The sequence below is a fragment of the Chryseobacterium sp. HNCC26DJ238 genome (assembly GCF_057180465.1).
The window spans coordinates 275,972-296,861 of the sequence record NZ_JBXUGI010000003.1 but is presented as its reverse complement, the minus strand read 5'-3'; the positions used below and the strand labels follow the sequence as shown (position 1 = coordinate 296,861).

The window sequence follows — 20,890 nt, the reverse complement described above, 5'->3', positions numbered from 1 at the left end:
GCCGCTGATGAAGCGAGCTTTATAAGAATCAATTTTATTGATTCCCTTTCTTTGCTCCTTTAATGATGCAGTACTTAAATAAACTTTGCGTTGGAAAATAACAGAATTAATTAAAATAGTAAACAGACTCAACTCTCAGCGCTCAGTTTGTCATTCCGGAGGAATCTAAACCCAGAAAATCCTGGCTTGTAATGAAATGCACAATTAAATTTTCTAAACGCAAAGTTTTATCATTCAAGCTGCTTAGTTTTAAGGAGCAAAGAGTGGCGGCGTAGCCGCTGATGAAGCTAGCTTTATAAGAATCAATTTCATTGATTCCTTTCTTGGCTTCTTTAATTATTCAAGATTAACGCAAAGCTAGACCAAGTTTTTTTCAACAACTTTACGCTTTTAAGATAAACAAAGGCGTAAACTTATCAATGAAATATAAGGATTCTAACCGTTCATTCGGGTAGGTTTTGAAAAAACCGTATCGATAAGTTTTGTTTTAAAGACAAATTTTGTTTTAAGTTCACTGGTTCTCGATACAAATTCTTTCAGAATTCTACTCGAACTGACGGATTTTAAAATGTCGCTTAACTTTCAGTCATATGAAAGACAGAGGGACTGTTGGAATTATTGAATCAATACCTGTAATTTACTTTCAAGTATTCACTAAACAGACTCAACTCTCAGCTCTCAGTTTGTCATTGATTTCATCGAATCTTCGATTTCCGGAGGAATCTAAACCCGGAAAATCCTGGCTTGTAATGAAACTGCAGAATTAAATTTTCTTAACGCAAAGTTTTATTATGCAAGCTGCTTAGTTTTAAGGAGCAAAGAGGGGCGGCGTAGCCGCTGATGAAGCGAGCTTTATAAGAATCAATTTTATTGATTCCCTTTCTTTGCTCCTTTAATGATGCAGTATTTAAATAAACTTTGCGTTGGAAAATAACAGAATCAACTAAAATAGTAAACATACTCAACTCTCAGCGCACAGTTTGTCTTTGATTTCATCGAATCTTCGATTTTCGGAGGAATCTAAACCCGGAAAATCCTGGCTTGTAATGAAATTGCAGAATTAAATTTTCTTAACGCAAAGTTTTATTATGCAAGCTGCTTAGTTTTAAGGAGCAAAGAGTGGCGGCGCAGCCGCTGATGAAGCTAGCTTTATAAGAATCAATTTTATTGATTCCTTTCTTTACTCCTTTAATGATGCGTTATTTAAATAAAACTTTGCGTTTGAAAATAGCGAATCAATTAAAATAGTAAACAGAATCAACTCTCAGCGCTCAGTTTGTCATTGATTTCATCGAATCTTCGATTTCCGGAGGAATCTAAACCCAGAAAATCCTGGCTTATCATGAAATTGCATAATTGAATTTTCTAAACGCAAAGTTTTATCACAGAACCAGAAATGAAAAGAGTAAAGAATTCTCAAATTTCAGATTTCTATTTTTTTAGCATATTTTAGATTCAAATATATTTACTTATTACTAACAAAATCAAAAGCATAAACAAAATAGCTTTAAAATAAATCAGGAATAAAAATTATCGTTTATTTATCATTTTAACACAATTTAAGGCATCTAATGTGATTACTTTAATAGAACTTAGATAAACAACATATTTACAGGTAAATAATATTAAAATCTGTTAAATATGAATGGGAAATTGAAAGTTTTATCTGCTGCAGTGGCTTTTTTTACAGGGCAGGCTGTAAAGGCGCAGATCGATTCAACAAAAACAAAAGACATTGATGAAGTCGTCATTGTTGCATATGGTACCCAGAAAAAAGGTACGGTAACCGGATCGAATATCCAGGTAGACTCCAAAAAGATTGAGAACCGTCCCATTTCAAACGTATTGCAGGCACTGGATGGTGCCGGAGCAGGTATCCAGATTGCTGCAGGTACAGGACAGCCGGGCGATGGTGCATCTATCAGGATCAGGGGAACGGGTTCTTATCTTGTTTCAAATGAGCCACTGTTAATCGTTGATGGAGTGCCTTTTCCCGGTAATCTCAATGCTTTAAATCCAAATGATATTGAGAGCCTGAATGTTTTGAAAGATGCCTCATCAACGGCACTCTATGGTTCAAGTGCTGCCAATGGGGTTATCATGGTTACCACAAAAAGAGGGAAAAAAAATTCGTCCCGGTTTACGCTTAATTCTAATACGGGTATTGTTTCCAGGTTTATCAAAGAATATGATCGGGTAGGTGCTGCAGATTATTATGTCCTTGCCTGGGAAGCAATGCGTAACGGGAGAAGAACGAGTTTTCCGAATCAGACTGCTGCTGCCGCCAATCTTTGGGCGACCAATAATCTGATTTCGGGAAATGTAAGAACAAATGTTTTTAATGTTCCCGATAATCAGCTCGTTGTTGACGGTATTCTTAATCCTGATGCGCAGCTACGTTACAACGATTTCGACTGGGCAAAGCCTTTAATCGGTGTTGGTTTGAGACAGGACCACAGCATCAGTTTTTCAGGAGGAAATGAAAGAAATACTTTATTCAGTTCACTGGGTTATACGAAAGAAGACGGGTACATCACAAAGTCGGATTTTGAGCGTATTAATTTAAGAATCAATGCAGATTCACAGATCAGAGACTGGTTTAAAGCAGGAACAAGCCTGAATGGAAGCGTAACAGCCACGGGGCTCGCTGTCAACGGAGCAAACAATAATGCTTCTTATTCAAATCCTTACTCATGGACAAGGCGTATGGGGCCGATTTACAGTCCTTATCAGCATGATCCGGTAACCGGTGCAAGATTATATGATCCCAACGGAAATGTTTTATACGATGACGGCGCACTCAGAGGTCCTGATGGTGCTGTAGGACGCAACATTGTCTGGGAAACCCTTCTGAATAATAACAGAACGAATGCATATACCATGCAGTCAAATGTTTATGCAGAATTTAAGCTTATGCCGGAACTGAGATTCCGTACCAATGCAGCTTATAATTTCAGAGGGATATTAAACAAAACGTATGGAAACAGGCTGATCGGTGATGCTTTAGGCATAGGTTCTGCGGGAAGAACAGTGTTTTTAACCAGAGATTTTACCTGGAACCAGATTCTGACCTACAATAAAAAGTTTGGTAAACATGCAGTAACAGCTTTGGCAGGACATGAAAATTTTGACTTTAAAAGAGATTATCTCTCCGGATATAAACGCAATCAGGTCTTGGATGATTTTTTTGAACTGGGAAATTTTATAGAGAATACCAGTGTCAGCTCCTATCTGAGAGAAAGAACCAAAGAGAGCTGGTTTTCGAGAATCAATTATGATTATGATGAAAAATATCTTTTGGAGGGCTCTGTACGCTGGGATGCGTCTTCCCGGTTTGCTGCGGATGTAAGATGGCAGTCTTTCTGGTCGGCAGGTGCAGGATGGGTGATCTCCAAAGAAAATTTCTTAAAAGAGAATAAATGGGTGAACTTTCTGAAAATAAGAGGATCCTACGGTGAAGTAGGGAATGACGCTCTGGACAGTAATTATGCTTATCAGACTCAGTTTTCTTTCGGGTACAATAATGGTGCTGAACCCGGAGTTTTATTAACATCAGTAGGAGATCCAGCAGTGACATGGGAAACGAAGGCGCAATCCGATGTCGCTGTTGAATTTGAAATATTAAAGAGAAGAGTAAAGGGAAGTTTTGAATATTACAGATCCGAAACCAAAAGATTGCTTTTTCCTTATCAGACTCCCATCAATGCAGGGATACCAGGGAACAGTATTGACAGGAATGTAGGGAATCTTGTGAATAGAGGATATGAGATCACCCTAAGCGCAGATATCATAAAAAAGAAAAATCTAAAATGGACTTTATCAGCATACGGGACCTCTTACAAAAATGAGATCACAAGACTTTCCCAGGCAGAATTGATCAACGGGAGTAAAAAGCTGACGGCAGGCAGAGATCTTTATGCCTTCTGGCTGAGAACCTGGTATGGAGTAGACCCGGCTGACGGATCACCCCTCTTTGTTCTGGACCAGACTTTATTTCCCGATACTGCTGCATCAGATGTAAGAACGGTCAACGGAGTTTTGGTGACGACCAGTCAGAACAAAGGAGAGTATGCTTATCACGGTTCTGCGATACCTGATTTTTTCGGTAATTTTTCAACCACTCTTACGGTTAAAAACTGGGAACTGTCGGCCTCATTCAATTATCAGTTCGGAGGAAAGATCTACGATACCAACTATGCGGCTTTGATGTCTGCCTACCCTCAGGGAGGGGCTGCACATGTTGATCTCAATAATAGGTGGACCACTCCCGGGCAGATTACAGATGTGCCGGCTCTGAATTCTGTAACAGCTGTGGCTTCCGGTGCGGGTTCTTCAAGATGGTTGATTGATGCCGGTTATCTGATGTTAAGGAATGCTTCGTTGGGGTATAATTTTTACCGTGATATCATCAGGAGCGTCGGTGTCAGTTCATTAAAATTATTTATCAGCGGAGAAAATCTTTGGGTAACCAGCAAAAGGCAGGGTCTTGAGCCTTACTCTACCTTTAACGGTACGGTGAGCAACAGGTATTCACCTGCCAGAATAATTACTTTCGGTCTAAGTACAACTTTTTAAATGCAACAAAATGAATTTTATCAACAATAAAACACTTTTAATTTCAGGATTTGTCTTATTAGCCATGCTTTCATCCTGTGAGCGTGACTACCTGGAAAAAGATCCTACTGAGTCTGCCAGTGAACTTTTAGTAACTTCAAATCTCGAAAACCTGACAGTGGCACTCAACGGAATGCACAGGAATATGTATTACAGGCAGAATTCCAATCAGGGGCAGAATGGGAATACGGGAATCATGATTTATATGGACGTCATGGGAGAAGACCTTGTGTTTCCAAGCACAGGTAATAATTGGTTTGTTTCTGCCCTGAGATGGCTGGACAGTTCTAATGCTGTTTCGGGTGGACTGTTTTATCCCTACAATTTTTATTACCGGCAGATAAGAATAGCCAATATTATTCTGAAAGTGGCTCCGGATGTTTCTGGTGAGCAGACAGATAAAGACAGGGTGATGGGAGAGGCGTATGCATTCAGAGCTTATTCTTTATTTTATGCTTACTCAGATCTATGGAAAAAGATATGTAGCAGGCACTGACAATACGCAGCCGGCAGTGCCTTTGAGACTTGATGATTCTTTTACTCCGGTTCCACGGTCTTCTGTAGAAGAACTGTATGCTCAGATCAACTCTGACCTTGAACAGGCTCATGCGCTGCTTACCGGTAAAGCACGGGCTAATAAATCACATTTCAATGCTGCCGTGGTACGGGGACTGATGGCAAGAGTGGCACTGGTACAGGGACGTTATTCAGATGCCGCAACGTTTGCAGGGGAGGCAAGACAGGGATTCAGCCTGATGACCCATACACAATATAAATCAGGTTTTAACAACTATTCCAATCCGGAATGGATCTGGGGCTACAAACCGATTGTAGCAACTTCAGATTACTTTGGGAATTTCATGGCTTTTATGTCCAGAAATTACAATTCTACCCAGATCAGGCAGGCTCCCAAAGTAGTCAGCAGTTTGCTGTATGCTCAGTTTCCTGCTACAGATGTCAGAATACAGGTGATAGATCCCACGGGTGCCCACGCTGCACTGGGATTACCTTCAACGTTCAACAGATTTCCCTACACCTCGCAGAAATTTATTTCTGTCAATGCCGAAGGAGCGGCAGATAATAATACCAGTTTGGGAGATATACCCTTTATGAGGTCTGCTGAGATGTACCTGATAGAGGCTGAAGCGCTGGCAAGAGACAACAGGGAGGCAGAGTCGAAGGCTGTTTTTAATGAACTGACACTGAACAGAAACCCTTCCTATTCCGGAGCTGCAACGACAGGTCAGCATTATATTGATGAGATCCTCACAAGCAAAAGGCTTGAACTGTGGGGAGAAGGTTTCAGGTTTCTGGATTTAAAAAGACTGAACCTGCCACTTGACAGGACAGGAGCGAATCATGTTTCAGCGGTAACCAACAATCTAAATTTTGTCCCCGCAGGCGATAAGCGCTGGACCTGGCTGATCCCCCAGTCGGAAATCAATGCTTCCCAGGGGTTGGTAGAACAGAATGAGCTGTAAGCAAAGCAGTATATTATTAAACAAAATGCAGGAAAAAATATCTCCCTTTCTCTTATTTCTTATCCTATGTTAATGATTCAGGTCATAAATTTTCACGAGGTTTGCAGTGTTGAAAAAATAAAATTGTAAATTTATCATCTTATAAACACAACACTCAATTAATAATAATATTAAATTTAAAAAAATGAAGAAAATTAGTGTAATCGCTTTGGCAGGAATGGGTTTACTTCTTGCATCTTGTGGAGATAAAAAAACGGAAGCTACCGCTGCGGGTCAGGAGCAGGCTGTTGCTGCAAAGCAGGGAGATGTTTTTGCTGTTGACGCTGCTGCTTCAAAAGTAAACTGGAAAGCTTTTCACAAAGGAGGTTTTGCTCCGCGTTGGGGAACTCTGGCTGTAAGTTCAGGAGAATTATCAGTAGCTGAAAACCAGTTGACTTCAGGAGAATTTATCATTGATATGAAATCGATCAAAGTAGATCCGGCTTCAGTTACTGAAAAAGATAAAAAATATACAGACCTTGAAGGTCACCTGAAAAATGAGGATTTCTTTAATGTAGAAAAATTTCCAACGGCTGATTTTAAGATCACTAAAGTGGAAGATCTTGCTGCCGGTGCTCAGAATGCAGTGGAAGGTGCCAACAAGACCGTAAGCGGAAACCTGACTTTGTTAGGAAAAACAATGAACGTTTCTTTCCCGGCTAAAGTAGATGTTGCTGATAAATCTGCAACTGTAAAAGCTCAGTTTACTGTTAACCGTACAGACTGGGGAATCAAATTCGGAACTTCTGAGGCTGACCCTTCTGAATGGATGATCAGTAAAGATATCGAGATCGGAATTGATGTGAAAGCTGCTCAGAAATAATCTGTACCGCATAAATCAAAAAAACATCTGCCCCGGCAGATGTTTTTTGTTTTAAAGGAATAACTGTTTTTTAAAAAAAGACTTTAATGGGCACTGAAAAATTCCAGCATTGTGTTTAGAGCCTTCGGTGAATGCATTTTCTCACCATTTTCCAGTGATTCCTTTGCCGCGGCTGAAGCGCGTGGCAACATATTTTTCTCGTAATGTGAAATGGCTGCCTGTACTGACAGATGACCAACGGAGGTCAGACTTTCACTCAGTTCAAGAGCATCAAGCATCGCCATGTTTGCACCTTCGCCGGCAAATGGGGGCATCACGTGAGCAGCATCACCGATCAGGGTAAGGTTGGATGAGGTTTCCCAGGTCTGATCCAAAGGCATGCAGTAAATGGGACGCGGAATCAGTGGAGTTGCTGCTTTCTCAAACAGCACATCCCAGATAAGGCTCCATTCTGAATATTCTTTCTTAAACCAGCTTAAGACCTGTTTCCGGTCAGAAAAATTGATTCTGCTTTCTTCTGCCCAGTTTTCTTTTACTCTGAAACTTGCATAAAATCCGAGATCACCTCCGCCTTTCTGTCCCATCAGTATATTTTTTTCATTTCCGAAAGCCATGATTTTTCCTCCGTTGATCAACTGGCTGATGACCGGAACAGATTCTTCTGAGTTATGGACGTTACCCTCCAGCATGGTGACACCCGAGTAAAAAGGTTTAAGATCCGTTACATACGGACGGATTCCGGAATTCGCACCATCCGAACCGATAACGATATCTGCGTACACCGAAATACCGTTTTTAAAATGAATAAGCCAGCCTCCGTTTTCAGGTTCCATTGAAATAAAATGGCTGTCCCAGACGACGGTTTCGGGATGTAAGGAGTCGAGCAGTATTTTTCTTAATCTGCCGCGGTCGATCTCAGGACGGAAATGACTGTTCCCAAAGTCTTCCTCAATATTTGTGTCGTGATCGCTAAAAAGGATTTCTGCATTTTCATTGACGATCAGTGTTTTATCTGCACCGGGAAGGAAATTTTTTTTAAATTCTTCGGATAAACCTGCTTTTCTCAGTGCGGACATTCCTGATTCTTCATGCATGTCGAGCGGTGAACCCTGAACCCTTGCCTGCTGATCAAAATCTCTTTCATACACTTTTACATCGGCTCCTTTGATCTGTAAAAGCCTGGCTAAGGTAAGGCCACCGGGACCTCCGCCGATGATTGCTGTTTTTTTATGACTGATCTGCATCTTCGTTTTATAGTTTTGAATGATGCAAAATTAGTATACCCTTAATGATGATAATAGGATAAATCGGTCGTTTTCATTTTTAAACAGTTCTTTGGGAACGACACCGGAGAACTTTTTTATTTCCCTGATAAAGTGGGTCTGATCTGCAAAATCAAGCTCCGGGAAAAGTTTTCCGTTTGCAATATGATCCAGTGAAGCCCGGAAGCGGAGGATACTGCAAAATGATTTTAATGATAGGCCAAACTGCTGATTAAAATACCGGTTCATCTGGCGGCTGCTCCAGCCCGCTTTTTCGGAAAGCTCTTTGATGGTTACAGAGCCGTGCATAGCGTAAATCAGGTCAAATAATTTCTTTTTGCGCGGATCAATCTCTTTGATACACAGAGATTTTATTTTTTGGGTTGCCTTATCACAGAAGCTTTCAAAATCATTGAGATCGTCAGGATTAAAATCCCAGAAATCATCCGGTAACACTTTTCCTTTATCAACAAGATCCGAAATACGGTCATGACAGATATATTCTACTGCAAGAGGTTTGAAGCTCACTGCAAATCTCAGGCTTTTTGCCGGTATGATACCTTCCTGATGATAGTGGGTACCCAAACCCAGAAGCACGATTCTGAAAGATTCAGTATCTGACCGTATGAGAAATAAATCGATGCGTCCGTCCGGCAGCCCGATGGTCTGCTTATCATTTTCCGATTGATTATGGAGCATCCAGAAGCTTTCCACAAAATCTGAAATAGATTCATCAGGTTTTGCTTTTCGGTAGTGAAGGTCATCGGTCATCTTTTTTAAAATCAATATTCAGACCTGAAATATAATTTTTATTTCTGAATAATCAACAGATGAAATAGTATTGCGGGTTATTAAAAAGCGAAAATTTCTTTTCGGTAATCAGTCTGTTTCAGTAAATGTTTCGGTAAGATAGGCTTTTAAAGAAGTCGGTTTCCTTCCTAATAATTTTTCTAAATCTGAAACCTCAATATTGTACTCATCATTTTTGATGATTGCTGCAAGCAGAGTTGAAAATCCAATATCTCCCTCGGCCACTCCATATTCTCTGAGCCTGATCTCATATTTTTTTGGATTTATGTCGTAGTATGTCACTTCCTTTCCTGAAATTTCTGTCAGAATATCCGCAATCTCAGTAAACGAAAAAGAAGGAACTGCACCCAGAATGTAGGTTAAATTGCCGTGATTTTCTGAGGCTAAAACCCGGGCAATAGCCTCACCCATTTCCTCTCTTGATCCAAACAGGACTTTGCCTTTTCCTGCAGGGAAGCAGATTCCGGTTTTTACAGCTTCGTACCCAATAAAATAAGGGATCGTTTCCGTATAAAGTGCATTCCGGAAAATAGTGTACGTCAACCCGCTTTGGATAATGTAATTTTCCGTAGTGATGTAGGAATCTGTGAGAGGACCCAATTGTGTTTTTTTTACATTTTTATTGAGTGCACCACTGGTATAATAAATATGTTTTATCCCTGCTTTTCTGGCCGCATCAATAACGTTGATATGTTCCTGAAGAGCATTTGGCCCGTTGCTGGTGATCAGCAGTAATTTGTGAATGTTCTGTAATGCCTGATCCAGTGAATCTTTGTCTGCGTAATCTCCGATGCAGGTCTGTACTCCTTTAAAATTCAGTGCTTTTACTGATTTTTCGTTTCTGACGAATGCGGTAATTTCGTTGGATGGTAAAATTTTTAAAAGATGGGTGATGACTGCAGTTCCTAAATTTCCTGCTGCTCCTGTAATTAGTATCATAATTCTGTATTATGATGCAAAGAAAAAGGTAATCTTCCTGTCTTTTTTTGACAAAAGTCAAAACTATTTTACTTTTTTCGTATCCTGCTGAGGGTCTCCTGAGTGATTCCCAGGTAAGAGGCAATATGTCCCAAAGTGACTCTCATGACCGCATCGGGCTGATTTTCAATTAATGTATGATAGCGTTTTTCTGCAGTTTCAGTCTGCAGTGATTTTATGCGGTCTTCTAAGATTTTACAGTATTCTTCAGCCATCTTTCTTCCAATAGTATTCATTTCGTTGTACTTTCGATACAGATAATTGAGATCATGAGCTGAAATATAGTAATAAACTGACGGTTCAAGAAACTGAATATTTTCTGATGACGGCTGATCATAAAAAAGAGGCAGTATAGCTCCCAGAATAATATTCTCAAATCCAAACCAGGAATTGACTTCACGGTCATCAATATAATAGTAGGAACCTACAAGCCCTTTTTCAATAATAAATAAACTCGAGACAATCTGTCCCTGCTTCAGAAAATAATCTCCTTTTGAACTGGTCTTGCTTTTGATCAGTCTGTTGAGTTCATATTCAATTTCGGAAGTAATATTCCCATACTCCTTTAGTTTTTGGATAAGCGGATTCATGGTGTTATAGAAATTTCTACCGAAAATAAAACATCAATTTCAAAAATTTGTTCAAAGATATAAAGACAGGTGAAAAGAGAAACCCGAAAGTTTCTCTTAATTTTATGATCCACTGTTCTGAATTTTGGATTGATAGATAACTTAATAATTGCCGAATCTTCCAGTGCTGATAAAATTTCTATTTATCCTTAATAATATTATCCAGCCTGTCAATCATGTCTTTCTGCTGTGCAATGATACGCTCATACAACTCAACAACTTTATCAATAGGGTTAAATGAACATTTTATATTTTCAGCAGTATTTCCTACTATTGATTCATCTCCAACTATTGAATCATAATCGTCTGCAATTACTGAATCATCTCCAATGATCGAATCTTCGTTGAAGGTATTTGAAATAATATTCATGGCATGTTCTTCATTAAAATTCTGAATAGCTTCCACAGGGATTTTCAGGACTTCAGAGATTTTCTGAAGCAGGGAATCGTTAATGATTTCTTTATGTTCGAGCAGGGATACTTTCTTTTGGTTCCAGTCATCACCCAGGTCAAACGCTAAAGCTTCCTGTTTGATCCCCAGCATTTCCCTGAATCTCTTGATATTGCGCCCCTGATGTACTTTTTGTTCCATGTGTTTTATTTTTCTGAGTGGTAAAGATACAGTCTAATTGCTGTACGAAGGGTAAAGTTAAAAATTATCAGGTAAAAATCCTAATGCAGCCGGAATTTGATAAAAATTATCATTACCAACGCTAAACGTACATTTTTGCAGAGCAGGGTCTAAAGAAAAAGGCACAGGTTTTTCATCTTAAATAAAGATTTAAATGGTGTTTAGATCAATTTCTTTTTTAATAATATATCACGTTTAGAGGCACAAAAAAAAATATTTATTTACCTTACGAAAACCAGTAATCTCACATCTTTTTTTTGGAGTAACTATGTAAAAGCAAGATGTTAAAAGACTGATCAACTTATAATATCTTTTTATAACTACAAACTTAAATATTTTAAAAAATGAAAAAATTATTGGTTTTAGCGGCATTTACTGTAACAGTTTTGGCAAGTGCGAAAAACGCTGAAGAAAAAAAAGAGACAGTACCTGCAGAAAAAGATGCGGCAGCGAAAGGGCATTGCCAGGCAGTAGGCATGTATGTGTGGTGTACTGACGAAATGGTTTCTGATACTATGTGTTGGGGATCAGGAACAGGAACAGATTCTTACGAACAGGCGGTCGCGGATCAAATCCGTAATGCTCAGCTGTTAACTGAGTTTACCTGTGGCGCAGGAGTTGGAACAGGTCGTGGAGCTGGTAATTAAATAAATCAAAAAAATGAGGGTTTACATGATGTTTTTTATATCTGTAAGTAATTTTCTGTTTTCTCAATCAGGCATTTTCAATTCTGAATATGAAGTTATTTATTCAATTAGAATGTTATCAGATACTTTACAACCGGAAAATGTAATGCAGGAAAATAGCTCTCTGTTGATCAGCAACAACAGATCTTTATTTAAAAGCACTAAAAAAGCAATAAGTGATTCGGTTGCTATGGCAATAGGGAAAAAAAGTTTTGGAAGTCCGGTTGATGGAAAAGTTATATTAGACATGAGAAATGTTCCTGCTGTGAATTTCAAATCAGAAGTTTTTTTAGATGGCGGAAAACAGACTGTTTATAAAGAATTATTAAAAAACAGGTTTGCTTATCCCCTGGAAGATACTGTCATGTGGAAAATAGAAGTAGAGACAAAAACGGTTGCAGCTTATTTATGCAGAAAAGCAACCGGAAGGTATAAAAACAGAAATTATACAGCCTGGTTCGCCGAAAAGATTGCAATTCCTGACGGACCTTATGTTTTTAAAGGTTTGCCGGGGTTAGTTCTGGAAGTTTATGATACAAATAATTATATGACTTTTTCTATGGTCAGTTTTAAAAAAGTAAGTAAACCGATAATTTTGATTAAAGATTCAATTAAAACAGATTTTTTAACTTTTACTAAGGCCAGAAGAAATTATTTGGATAATCCTTCCGGAACTTTCACCAATCAGACAGGTATTTCCCTTAATCCAGCCGTTGCCTCAAGGGTTAATGCAAATTCAAATCGTTTTAATAATTATATTGATTAATACCAAATTCAAAAATTTGATGTACCAATAATCAGGTGCATCTCTTTTGCAGATATATTTTAGAGGCTTTAACCTGAAATTAATAATCCGTCTCAAAGTTGAATATCAGGATATAAATTTTTATTTTGAAATTTTTAAAATCTCTGCATAAAAAAAGGCTGTCCTTTTTCGGACAGCCTTTCTTCATATATTAATCATTCACAGGATGTCCCTGCAATCTGAATAAGATTAGTTGATTTTAATAATATTAAGACCTGCTTTGCCTGTAGCAACATAGGCTAAATTATTGTTTATATAAATGTAATTGGCAGACCCGTTAAGCTTAAAGTATCCTACTACATTGAATGTGTTTTTATTAAGAACAATCACACCGTCAGTACCGTTGGCAAGGTACAGGTAACAGTTGTTGATTGCCACGGCATTCGTAAGACCGGTCTGGCTGAATACATTCTGGCTGCTGATCTGGAATGATCTCGGTACAAAAGTACTGGTCAGCTGACCGTTGCTCAGTTTAATTTTTGCAACCCCTTTGTCACTTAATGCAAGGTATGCATATTCATCATCTAAAGTAATCGCATTTTTACCGTCTGTAACCGTCTGTGTAAGGGTAGGGTAGTTATACGTCTGTGCACTCAGGCCATCCGCATTGGCTATTCTCAGAGAAGCACCGGTACTTCCTGTCGTAAAGTATACCTGGTAACTGGCATTATGCGCCACGAATTTAGATTTTTCTCCGGTAGCGGATAAAGTGCTGCTCACCGTAAAATTAGTACTTGGGTCAAGTTTGAAAAGTCCCCCGCCTGTAGCACCTGTTACGGCATACAGAGCATTATTGTAAAAATAAGAATTCTTCGCTGTAGAACTTGGAAGTTTATACGTCATGAACTGTGACAGGTCCTGGGTATTAAATACGTTGTTGATAAGAGGGCTCACCACTAATTTGGCACCGTTCTTATCACCTCCTGTAGCATAAAGCTTATTATTGGCAACATCTACATGATTAAACTCAATATTATTAAATAAAGCCTGGCTGACCATTGAAGGAGTATTGTAGTCGGCTACATTAATAATTCTCAGAGCACCCTGGGTGATTGCAGAAGAAGTTGCATCGTTGCTGTGGTAAGACACATAGGCAAAACCATTGTTTACACTTACTCCTGTAGCACTGAGCGTACTGTTATTAAGAACAGGGCTTACGACATTGGCTACCAGAGAAAACTGCAGCTGGCTGTCTGTACATGGAGAGGTTCCTTTCTGTGGTGTACATTCCCCTGCAGCAATATATGTATTACCGTTTAGAGTTACCTGATTGTTGATTCTGTTATTGCTCTGTAAGATAGAATATGAAGTATTGGTAAAGTTCATATCGATCAGACCTGTTACGGCAGGAGAAGCGTTGATATTGCTGAAAGAAGAGTTTACAAAATCAATTCTTGCAAAGCTGCTCCCTGAGTTACTTATTTTTCCGTCGATTGATACACTTCCGCCGGTAATCTCTGTATATGACTGTGGCTGAAGGTTAAGGATTCCCGAACCGTTAATATGAAATCCTTTTGCAAAAGTAAGGTATGCTGAATTGTTAAGCTGCGAGTTGATGTAGTTGTACTGCTGCTCAAAAACCATTTTACAGTAGTTATTCACCGTAGAACCTCCATTCAGGCTGATGTCTTTTGTGAATTTTATGTTATTGTAGTTATTGATCAGACCGTCTACAGAAGACGTTGTATAATCTACGATACCGTAGTTCTCCAATCTTCCGCCTGAATTAAGATGGAAATTCGCAGAAGAAACTATTTTTCCGTTGTTTCCTACTTCAACACGTCCGCCGTTCGGTACATTGGTCCAGTTTGAACCGCCCAGGGTACCTAAGATGATAATTTTTCCGGCAGAGTTAAAATTAAATCCTCCTGTAAAAGTAGTACCTTCGGGAATGTAATAGGTTTCCCCGTTGTTGATATTGTACCAGTTGCCTCCCGTGGCAGCGATTGCTCCGGATAGATTGGGAGTGTAGACAACCGTCTTCTGGGTAGAAGCAGATGATTTCTGACCTGCCCCTCCGAACTGTACAAACTGGATCGGGTTGTTTTTGAGCTCGATCTCTTTACTCAGGGCAGTTCCGCCGTACTGCAGCGTGATGTCGCTGTTGGAGATCGACTGTAGGTTTTCTGTTTCTTCAGAAGTTAATGGATTTTCAGATGAACATCCTGTAGAAGCAACAAGCAGAATTAATCCTGCGATAGCTGATAATTTTTTAATCATGGAGATTAGTATTGTTGGTATTGTTTATTGTATTGACGTATTGGGAAATGGTGTAGGAATCAAGCATCAAATTCATCTGCTTTCCTGGAGGTCTTTTGAGGATTCCAGGGGTCTTTATAAGAGTCATAAAAAAAGAGTTCGTCAAAATAGGCAATCGTTCGCACGGTCCGCATAAAGTAACCCATGTATAACGGATAGAGTGGCACGTAGATGATTTTTGACATAAACTTTTTCTTGTCTTTAACGATTATTAAACATGTTAAAAACTGCATCAAATAGAGGCACAAATATAGTAAATATTTTACTGGTAACCAAAATATTAGGAACTCAGGATATTCAATTATTATTCGCAGCATATAAAACATCCAGGTGATGTCTAAAACGAGTCCGAAGAATACATTTTCAAAGAATGAAAAAAAATTTGAAAGCCTGAAATTTTTGTTGGGAATCCATATATCACGGTGTTTACGGAGCCGAAACCGCACCAGTGACCGGGACCATCGCAGTCTCTGTTTCGCCAGCTTCCCCCATTCTGTCGGGACATGCGTATTGCAGACTGCACGGGCTTCAAATTTTATTTTGTAGCCGATCTTCCTGATCTTCACCGTCAGATCTCCGTCGAGACCCGGACCGACATCCCATCCGCCGACCCGCTCCAGGATTTTTCTCGGAAATACGCCAAATGCCCCGGATATGATTTTATAAATTCCGATTTCTGACAGGACGATTCTGGAGATACTGATCGACTGCTGATATTCAAGGTACTGCATGGTAGAAGTCAGTGAATCCCGGTCATTTCTTACCATCAGGTTTCCGCCGACACCACCCACATCTTTATACTTATAAAACGGAAGAAGTGCTTTCTCTATCGCATCGGGAGCCAAGGAAGAATCTGCATCAATATGTACAACATATTTTCCTTTTGAATAGCTGAGCCCAAGGTTGGCTGCGGATGCCTTCCCTCCACGGATGTCATTTCTCAGAAACCTTGTGATAAGACCCCGTTTTTCAAAAGAACTGCCAATAATAAAGGTGTGATCTGTAGATCCGTCATCTACAACAACAATTTCAATGTTGCGGTAGGTCTGTTTCTGCATAGAAACCACCATTTTATACAGATGTTTCCCCTCATTATGTCCGGGTACAAGAACCGTGATCAGAGGCTGCTCCTCCCATAATTTTCTTTTGGCTTCCTTCCACTGATCCTGATTGAAATACCGGTTCCTGAAATGCGCAAACAAAACGGCAATTTCAAGAATCAGAAATCGGGGAATGTCTATTAAGAAAATATACCATCCCCAGTTAAGCATTGTTTCCCAATCCGTATGATGCAGAGCGTAATAGAGCCCGTTCCAGAAACTATCCAATGGAATGAGGCATTATGAGGTCATCGATGGCCTTAGAGGTGATTTCATAGTTGTAGATTTTCTCTACTGTTAACTCAGAAGGTGACTGCTCAGTTTTACAGTTGATACACCGTACGCCGATCAGGGGTTTTTGAAATTCGTGCCTGCAATCGTGCTTTCTGCAGTAGAATATTTTGCTTGGTTTGTCATAGTCTACCCCAAGATTTTTTAATTCTGTACTGCATTTTGGGCAGATCATTCTTTCTCCTTTCTGAAAATGATCTTCTGAAGCTACATAAGCGCAGCGAAAGTGATGGATCAGGCTTCTGACCTGGAGATTATGTCCTCCGCATTTCGGGCATTCCTCCCTGTAATTTAAAAATCCCGAACTGCATTTGTGGCAAAGGTGTGAAGTGTCTGCATAATTTCGGGTAAGAAACCCGCTTTTATAAGCATCAGTCAGCATTTCTTTTGCATAAAGATATGATTCTTTACGGCTTGAATACTGAGATTCGATCCTTGGATAGGTATAGCCGTTGAGTGAGTCTGAACTTTCGTGAAAATCAATGTCTTTATTCCTGGAATAATAATACAGTAATGTTTTTTGTAATATCCCGTCAGCGTACATGCCTTCAGGATTGGGTATATTTTTGATGAAATGAAGAATAAATTCTACAGAAGCAACCCGGTTATCGAGACGGAGATGATCAATATATCCGTCACACAGATGTTTGAGGTTGTAGTTTTTCTTTTCCCGGTAGGCTTTTTTTAAGTCTTTCTGTAAAAATACAGGCTTCAGATAAACACGCGGGTCCGGATGTCTGATGATACTCTGCAGAAACTGTTTGACAACCCATGGTTTTTCATGGTTGATAATCCATACGTCAGCAGTACTGTGATCCGGGATTTCATTTTTTGAAACACTATCATGCAGTAAAACAGCGGTTATTCCATTTTCAAGAGCGAGTGTGTTCTGAGATGTATGAATCATTTTTAGCTGAATTTTAGTTTCCTTACTTTTACAGGGATGTTGCTTATTTTCACATTTTCCCAGGTTTTTCCGGTAATAGGTACAATATCCATCACCACTCCGTACTTTTCGTCTTTGAGTGAATTATCGATTGTGGATTTATCCCTGATTTCTGAAATAGAATACATTTTTCTGACTTTTCCTGTAAGGGTTGAATTAAATCCGTAAGGAAGTTTGATAGATACGTGATCCCCTTCATGAAAATCGTCCAGATCCTCAATATTGATATACGCCCTTACAAATTGTCCTTTATGCGTAATCGATGTGATGATATCAGATTTGTAGGCTGCCTGCCCGGCTCCGATCCTGAAACGGTCAAGGTTTCCTGCAATAGGAGAGGTGTAGAAGTTCTGGAAATTAGAAGATTTATTTTGATGATAGACCAATGCGTTTTTTTTCATGTTGTGAGCCAGAAGTGCAGATTTCTGGTATCGCAGGGCTGAAATTTCAGCATTAATGGTCTGGTACTGATATTTCAGATCATCGATTTGCCGGTCGGTCGTCGAAAGTTCGATCGGAGTGATCTGGTTGAGGTAAACCAAACTTTCTTTTCTTTTCCTCTCGGATTTCCAGTGGGTGATTCTGCTCTGGATATCTTTCAGCAGGACGCTTTTTTTGGCAATATCCGCATCAAATGATGAGATGTCATTTTGAAATGTCACATCACTGACGAGGTTTTTCATAGAGTCCTGTTTGAGGTTTTTAAACATGGCAAGATCTGAAAAAAACTCATAACTGAATAAAGTATCCCCTTTTTTGATGGTATTGCCTTCTTTTGGATAGTAGGTCAGGATCCGGATATCATTTGTAAATTTTACATCAAATTGCTGTTGCATCAGAAATCCGTCCGCATAGTTGAAAATCCATGAACTTATCATCCATCTCAATAACGAAAACAGAATCATCAGTAAAATGCCAAGATAAATCCATCGGTCCCATTTTCTTTTTTTTACGGGTTGTTCGTACTGGTTATCATGAATGTTGTCTTTTGTAAAATCAATATTCATTAGGGTTTAAAATTATTCATTTGGGATAGATCGTAGTATCCGATCTGGTTAATATTATTATTCTGAACGGTAGCTTCAGCATCGAGCAGATCAGAGAAATTCTGAAAATCATTAATACGGAATACCCATACTGAAAAATCATTTCCTAATATATTTCTTATAACCGAGGTTTTTGCAATTTTTTTATCAAGCTTCAGTACATCGTAAGCCATAATATAAGTCATGACATTATTTTCTTTTAAAGAGTAGGCAACATTCGTAGGGAGGTGCATCGGGACGCTCACCCCCATGGCCATATTGTTCTGGTCACACCATATTTTTGAAAGGGTAAACAGGTTGATCAGCCTTTGAGAATAAAGCTCTACATTATCTTTATAATCTGCAAAGGTATGAGGTTCAATATCAAGGTGAACGCCTGCAAAACCTGCATTTTTTGCATTGATCAATGCTGTCTGTAAGTTAACGAATCCGTTATCTGTTGCAGCATAAGAGTTTTCTCCGATCAGTCGGTAAACGAGAATATTATTGGCAGCAGCCATGGTTTTAAAATTTTCAACTTTGATCATATCCGTTACACTCCCGATGGATAGAAAAACCCTGTTGATATGCCAGTGATTTAAAAGAGTGATAATGTAATCGTTAGAATAATTGTTAAACAAACTGCTCCATATATAGGTTTCAAGCCCTGCATTATCCGTATTGACGGCTGATGAGAGGGGTTCTTTCTGAGATTCTGTTTCGGACATCATTCTGTACTCGCTGTATTTTTTGTATAGTTCATATTTCTGGTCGCAGAGCTGAATCTGGTTGTTGAAAAATTTCTCAGCGGTCTCAAGATAAGCTGCAGGACTGAAGGTTTTGCTGTTTTCATTTTCAGACTTTACCTTAAGTTCAGATTCAAGATACTTACTCTCACTCTCCAGAATCTGAATGGAAGCATGCAGTTCATAGTACGCTCTGTAGATTGCAGAAAGCTGGTCACGGTACACATTCAGCAGGTTTCCAAGCTCGCTTTCTTTATATTGTAAAGCAGCCTCGTCATACATATCAGATTTGCTTCTGGTGACCGGCAGATTGATACTGGCTCCCACACTTGCAAAATTCCTGTCATTGACAGGCGTTGAATAATAATTATAACGCAGTTTGACGCGGAGGTCAAGCTGTCTGTCTTTCTTCTGGTTAAACTGAAGCATCTCTTTCTGAAGCTGCAGAGCCATTTTCTTATCTTTTACGACATGCGTCAGATCCAGTTTTTCCACAGGAATGAGTTCAGGCAGTGAAGACTGCATGAAGTCACTGTTAAAAATACCTTCACTTGGATTGGTGCCCAAAAGATTTTGAAGTGATTTTTTTTCTATAGAAACGGCAGTGAGCTGATGTCGTTTATAGGCAAGTTCTGCGTCATTTTTTAATGCCAGTTTATTTTGTTTCTCATACAATTGCTGGGTGAGTTTGAGTACCGTTTCGTAGTCAGACAATATTTTTATCTTTTTGAGATCAAAAGCAACTCTCAGATTGTTCAGTGTTTCAGTGTACGAATGTTGTTTCAGATATTGGCTCTTTTCAAGTAAGCTGTATTCAGCGGAGCGTGCTGTTATTGAATTCTGCAGTTTTTGGTTTTTCTCGCTGCCCTGTCCCAAAGCAAGCCAGTCAAGTCCGGAAGATATTCTGGCGCGGTAAAAGATATTATCTTCTTCTGCAAAACCCGGACTGAAATTATAATTAACCTCTGAAGTCCAGTTGATCGTGGGAGCACTTTTAAACGTGGGATTTGTTTTCAGAGATTTTTTTTCTTCAGCATATGAGAAAAGTCGGTCGGCTCGTATAATTCCGTTTTTTTGTTCATTAGCAGATCTTTTATTTTCTGCTAAAAGATTGGAGATGATATCTTTTGTCGTTATATAAATTTTCTTGTAATCGATAACAAGATTTGACAAAGATTGGGTATTGATATGTAAAGGTGTTGCTGTCTGAGCGTCAGAGAAAATAAAAAACAGGGTGACGAATAAAAGAGGTAGTGTTTTTCGCATTATTAATATTTTAGAAATAGTTGGCAAATTTACTATTTTTTCACCTAATAAAGATGAAACGAGTGGCGTCCATTTCATTGTTTTTTTAAATGATAAATATCAGTTTGTCTGAAAGTTAATATTATTTATTGCGATAAACAATTATGATATAAAAATATGCAAAAAGTATTCTGCAAATTTCAGGAAAATTTCGTTGAACCGCTTGTTAAAATGATACTATTTATTGTGTTTTCAGTTCGATGGTTCCCGAGATTAATTCTTTCGTAATTTTATATAAACCGGACGTAATTGTTATAGCAATATTACTTTCAGTCATATTAAAATTACCACAGCATTTGTCATTCTGAAAGAATCTCAACATGGATTTCTATTCGGCACTTCGAGTAGGTTTGAAAAAAACGTATCAATAAGTTTTGTTTTAAAGACAAATTTTGTCTGTTGTTCACAGGTTCTCGATACATTTTTCTCCGCTTTGCTATGAAAAACACTCGAACTGACG

The 20,890-nt window shown here is 38.9% G+C and carries 15 protein-coding genes and 1 pseudogene; 6 read left to right on the top strand and 10 right to left on the bottom strand.

Features of this window, described 5'->3' with window-relative positions; genetic code table 11:
* Positions 1-1,641: 1,641 nt before the first annotated feature.
* The 4 genes and pseudogenes from AC2A07_RS04410 to AC2A07_RS04395 all read left to right on the top strand — a co-directional run bounded on the left by AC2A07_RS04410 (position 1,642) and on the right by AC2A07_RS04395 (position 6,957).
* The gene (locus AC2A07_RS04410; RefSeq protein WP_484049379.1) at positions 1,642-4,575 is read left to right on the top strand and encodes a SusC/RagA family TonB-linked outer membrane protein; all 2,934 of its coding nucleotides are present in this window, start codon (positions 1,642-1,644) and stop codon (positions 4,573-4,575) included.
* Between the two features lie 10 nt (positions 4,576-4,585).
* A pseudogene (locus AC2A07_RS04405) lies at positions 4,586-5,246 on the top strand (RagB/SusD family nutrient uptake outer membrane protein); the annotation flags it as partial.
* A gap of 42 nt (positions 5,247-5,288) precedes the next feature.
* Positions 5,289-6,095 (top strand): RagB/SusD family nutrient uptake outer membrane protein, encoded by an 807-nt coding sequence (locus AC2A07_RS04400; protein ID WP_484049402.1) that lies wholly within the window; start codon positions 5,289-5,291, stop codon positions 6,093-6,095.
* 184 nt (positions 6,096-6,279) lie between these two features.
* Complete coding sequence (locus AC2A07_RS04395; RefSeq protein ID WP_314499737.1) at positions 6,280-6,957, top strand: YceI family protein; 678 nt, start codon at positions 6,280-6,282, stop codon at positions 6,955-6,957.
* An 83-nt stretch (positions 6,958-7,040) separates the two neighbouring features.
* Here AC2A07_RS04395 and AC2A07_RS04390 read toward each other — a convergent pair whose 3' ends face one another.
* The 5 genes from AC2A07_RS04390 to AC2A07_RS04370 form a co-directional block, all read right to left on the bottom strand.
* Entirely contained in the window at positions 7,041-8,201 is a 1,161-nt protein-coding gene (locus AC2A07_RS04390; protein WP_484049378.1) for an FAD-dependent oxidoreductase, read from the bottom strand.
* Positions 8,202-8,231: 30 nt separating this feature from the next.
* Positions 8,232-8,990 (bottom strand): helix-turn-helix domain-containing protein, encoded by a 759-nt coding sequence (locus tag AC2A07_RS04385; RefSeq protein WP_484049377.1) that lies wholly within the window; start codon positions 8,988-8,990, stop codon positions 8,232-8,234.
* Between the two features lie 108 nt (positions 8,991-9,098).
* Complete coding sequence (locus tag AC2A07_RS04380) at positions 9,099-9,968, bottom strand: NmrA family NAD(P)-binding protein (protein WP_484049376.1); 870 nt, start codon at positions 9,966-9,968, stop codon at positions 9,099-9,101.
* A gap of 68 nt (positions 9,969-10,036) precedes the next feature.
* Positions 10,037-10,597, bottom strand: coding sequence for a Crp/Fnr family transcriptional regulator (locus AC2A07_RS04375; RefSeq protein WP_484049375.1), 561 nt, complete (start codon positions 10,595-10,597; stop codon positions 10,037-10,039).
* Between the two features lie 178 nt (positions 10,598-10,775).
* On the bottom strand, positions 10,776-11,228 hold the full coding sequence (locus AC2A07_RS04370) for a helix-turn-helix transcriptional regulator (RefSeq protein ID WP_484049374.1): 453 nt from the start codon (positions 11,226-11,228) through the stop codon (positions 10,776-10,778).
* A 383-nt stretch (positions 11,229-11,611) separates the two neighbouring features.
* On the opposite strand from AC2A07_RS04370, the gene AC2A07_RS04365 reads away from it, so the two are divergent.
* Complete coding sequence (locus tag AC2A07_RS04365) at positions 11,612-11,914, top strand: hypothetical protein (protein WP_314499724.1); 303 nt, start codon at positions 11,612-11,614, stop codon at positions 11,912-11,914.
* A 25-nt stretch (positions 11,915-11,939) separates the two neighbouring features.
* Positions 11,940-12,719, top strand: coding sequence for a GLPGLI family protein (locus AC2A07_RS04360; RefSeq protein WP_484049373.1), 780 nt, complete (start codon positions 11,940-11,942; stop codon positions 12,717-12,719).
* Positions 12,720-12,947: 228 nt separating this feature from the next.
* Here AC2A07_RS04360 and AC2A07_RS04355 read toward each other — a convergent pair whose 3' ends face one another.
* The 5 genes from AC2A07_RS04355 to AC2A07_RS04335 are packed head-to-tail and all read right to left on the bottom strand — an operon-like array spanning position 12,948 to position 20,391.
* Positions 12,948-14,978: an LVIVD repeat-containing protein gene (locus AC2A07_RS04355; RefSeq protein WP_484049372.1), complete on the bottom strand. Its 2,031-nt coding sequence runs from the start codon at positions 14,976-14,978 to the stop codon at positions 12,948-12,950.
* Between the two features lie 59 nt (positions 14,979-15,037).
* Positions 15,038-16,345: a glycosyltransferase family 2 protein gene (locus AC2A07_RS04350; RefSeq protein ID WP_484049371.1), complete on the bottom strand. Its 1,308-nt coding sequence runs from the start codon at positions 16,343-16,345 to the stop codon at positions 15,038-15,040.
* A complete protein-coding gene (locus AC2A07_RS04345) occupies positions 16,338-17,315 on the bottom strand; it encodes a TackOD1 domain-containing metal-binding protein (protein WP_484049370.1) in 978 nt (325 codons plus the stop codon). The genes AC2A07_RS04350 and AC2A07_RS04345 overlap by 8 nt, the downstream gene beginning before the upstream one ends.
* Positions 17,316-17,317: 2 nt before the next feature.
* Positions 17,318-18,361, bottom strand: a complete 1,044-nt coding sequence (locus AC2A07_RS04340) for an HlyD family secretion protein (RefSeq protein WP_484049369.1) — start codon at positions 18,359-18,361, stop codon at positions 17,318-17,320.
* Positions 18,361-20,391: a TolC family protein gene (locus AC2A07_RS04335; RefSeq protein ID WP_484049368.1), complete on the bottom strand. Its 2,031-nt coding sequence runs from the start codon at positions 20,389-20,391 to the stop codon at positions 18,361-18,363. The genes AC2A07_RS04340 and AC2A07_RS04335 overlap by 1 nt, the downstream gene beginning before the upstream one ends.
* Positions 20,392-20,890: the final 499 nt, after the last annotated feature.

Bases quoted from the DNA above. Each gene is read 5' to 3' on its own strand.
- AC2A07_RS04410 (WP_484049379.1), top strand. From the start codon at position 1,642: ATGAATGGGAAATTGAAAGTTTTATCTGCTGCAGTGGCTTTTTTTACA.
- AC2A07_RS04400 (WP_484049402.1), top strand. From the start codon at position 5,289: ATGGCAAGAGTGGCACTGGTACAGGGACGTTATTCAGATGCCGCAACG.
- AC2A07_RS04395 (WP_314499737.1), top strand. From the start codon at position 6,280: ATGAAGAAAATTAGTGTAATCGCTTTGGCAGGAATGGGTTTACTTCTT.
- AC2A07_RS04390 (WP_484049378.1), bottom strand. From the start codon at position 8,201: ATGCAGATCAGTCATAAAAAAACAGCAATCATCGGCGGAGGTCCCGGT.
- AC2A07_RS04385 (WP_484049377.1), bottom strand. From the start codon at position 8,990: ATGACCGATGACCTTCACTACCGAAAAGCAAAACCTGATGAATCTATT.
- AC2A07_RS04380 (WP_484049376.1), bottom strand. From the start codon at position 9,968: ATGATACTAATTACAGGAGCAGCAGGAAATTTAGGAACTGCAGTCATC.
- AC2A07_RS04375 (WP_484049375.1), bottom strand. From the start codon at position 10,597: ATGAATCCGCTTATCCAAAAACTAAAGGAGTATGGGAATATTACTTCC.
- AC2A07_RS04370 (WP_484049374.1), bottom strand. From the start codon at position 11,228: ATGGAACAAAAAGTACATCAGGGGCGCAATATCAAGAGATTCAGGGAA.
- AC2A07_RS04365 (WP_314499724.1), top strand. From the start codon at position 11,612: ATGAAAAAATTATTGGTTTTAGCGGCATTTACTGTAACAGTTTTGGCA.
- AC2A07_RS04360 (WP_484049373.1), top strand. From the start codon at position 11,940: ATGATGTTTTTTATATCTGTAAGTAATTTTCTGTTTTCTCAATCAGGC.
- AC2A07_RS04355 (WP_484049372.1), bottom strand. From the start codon at position 14,978: ATGATTAAAAAATTATCAGCTATCGCAGGATTAATTCTGCTTGTTGCT.
- AC2A07_RS04345 (WP_484049370.1), bottom strand. From the start codon at position 17,315: ATGATTCATACATCTCAGAACACACTCGCTCTTGAAAATGGAATAACC.
- AC2A07_RS04340 (WP_484049369.1), bottom strand. From the start codon at position 18,361: ATGAATATTGATTTTACAAAAGACAACATTCATGATAACCAGTACGAA.
- AC2A07_RS04335 (WP_484049368.1), bottom strand. From the start codon at position 20,391: ATGCGAAAAACACTACCTCTTTTATTCGTCACCCTGTTTTTTATTTTC.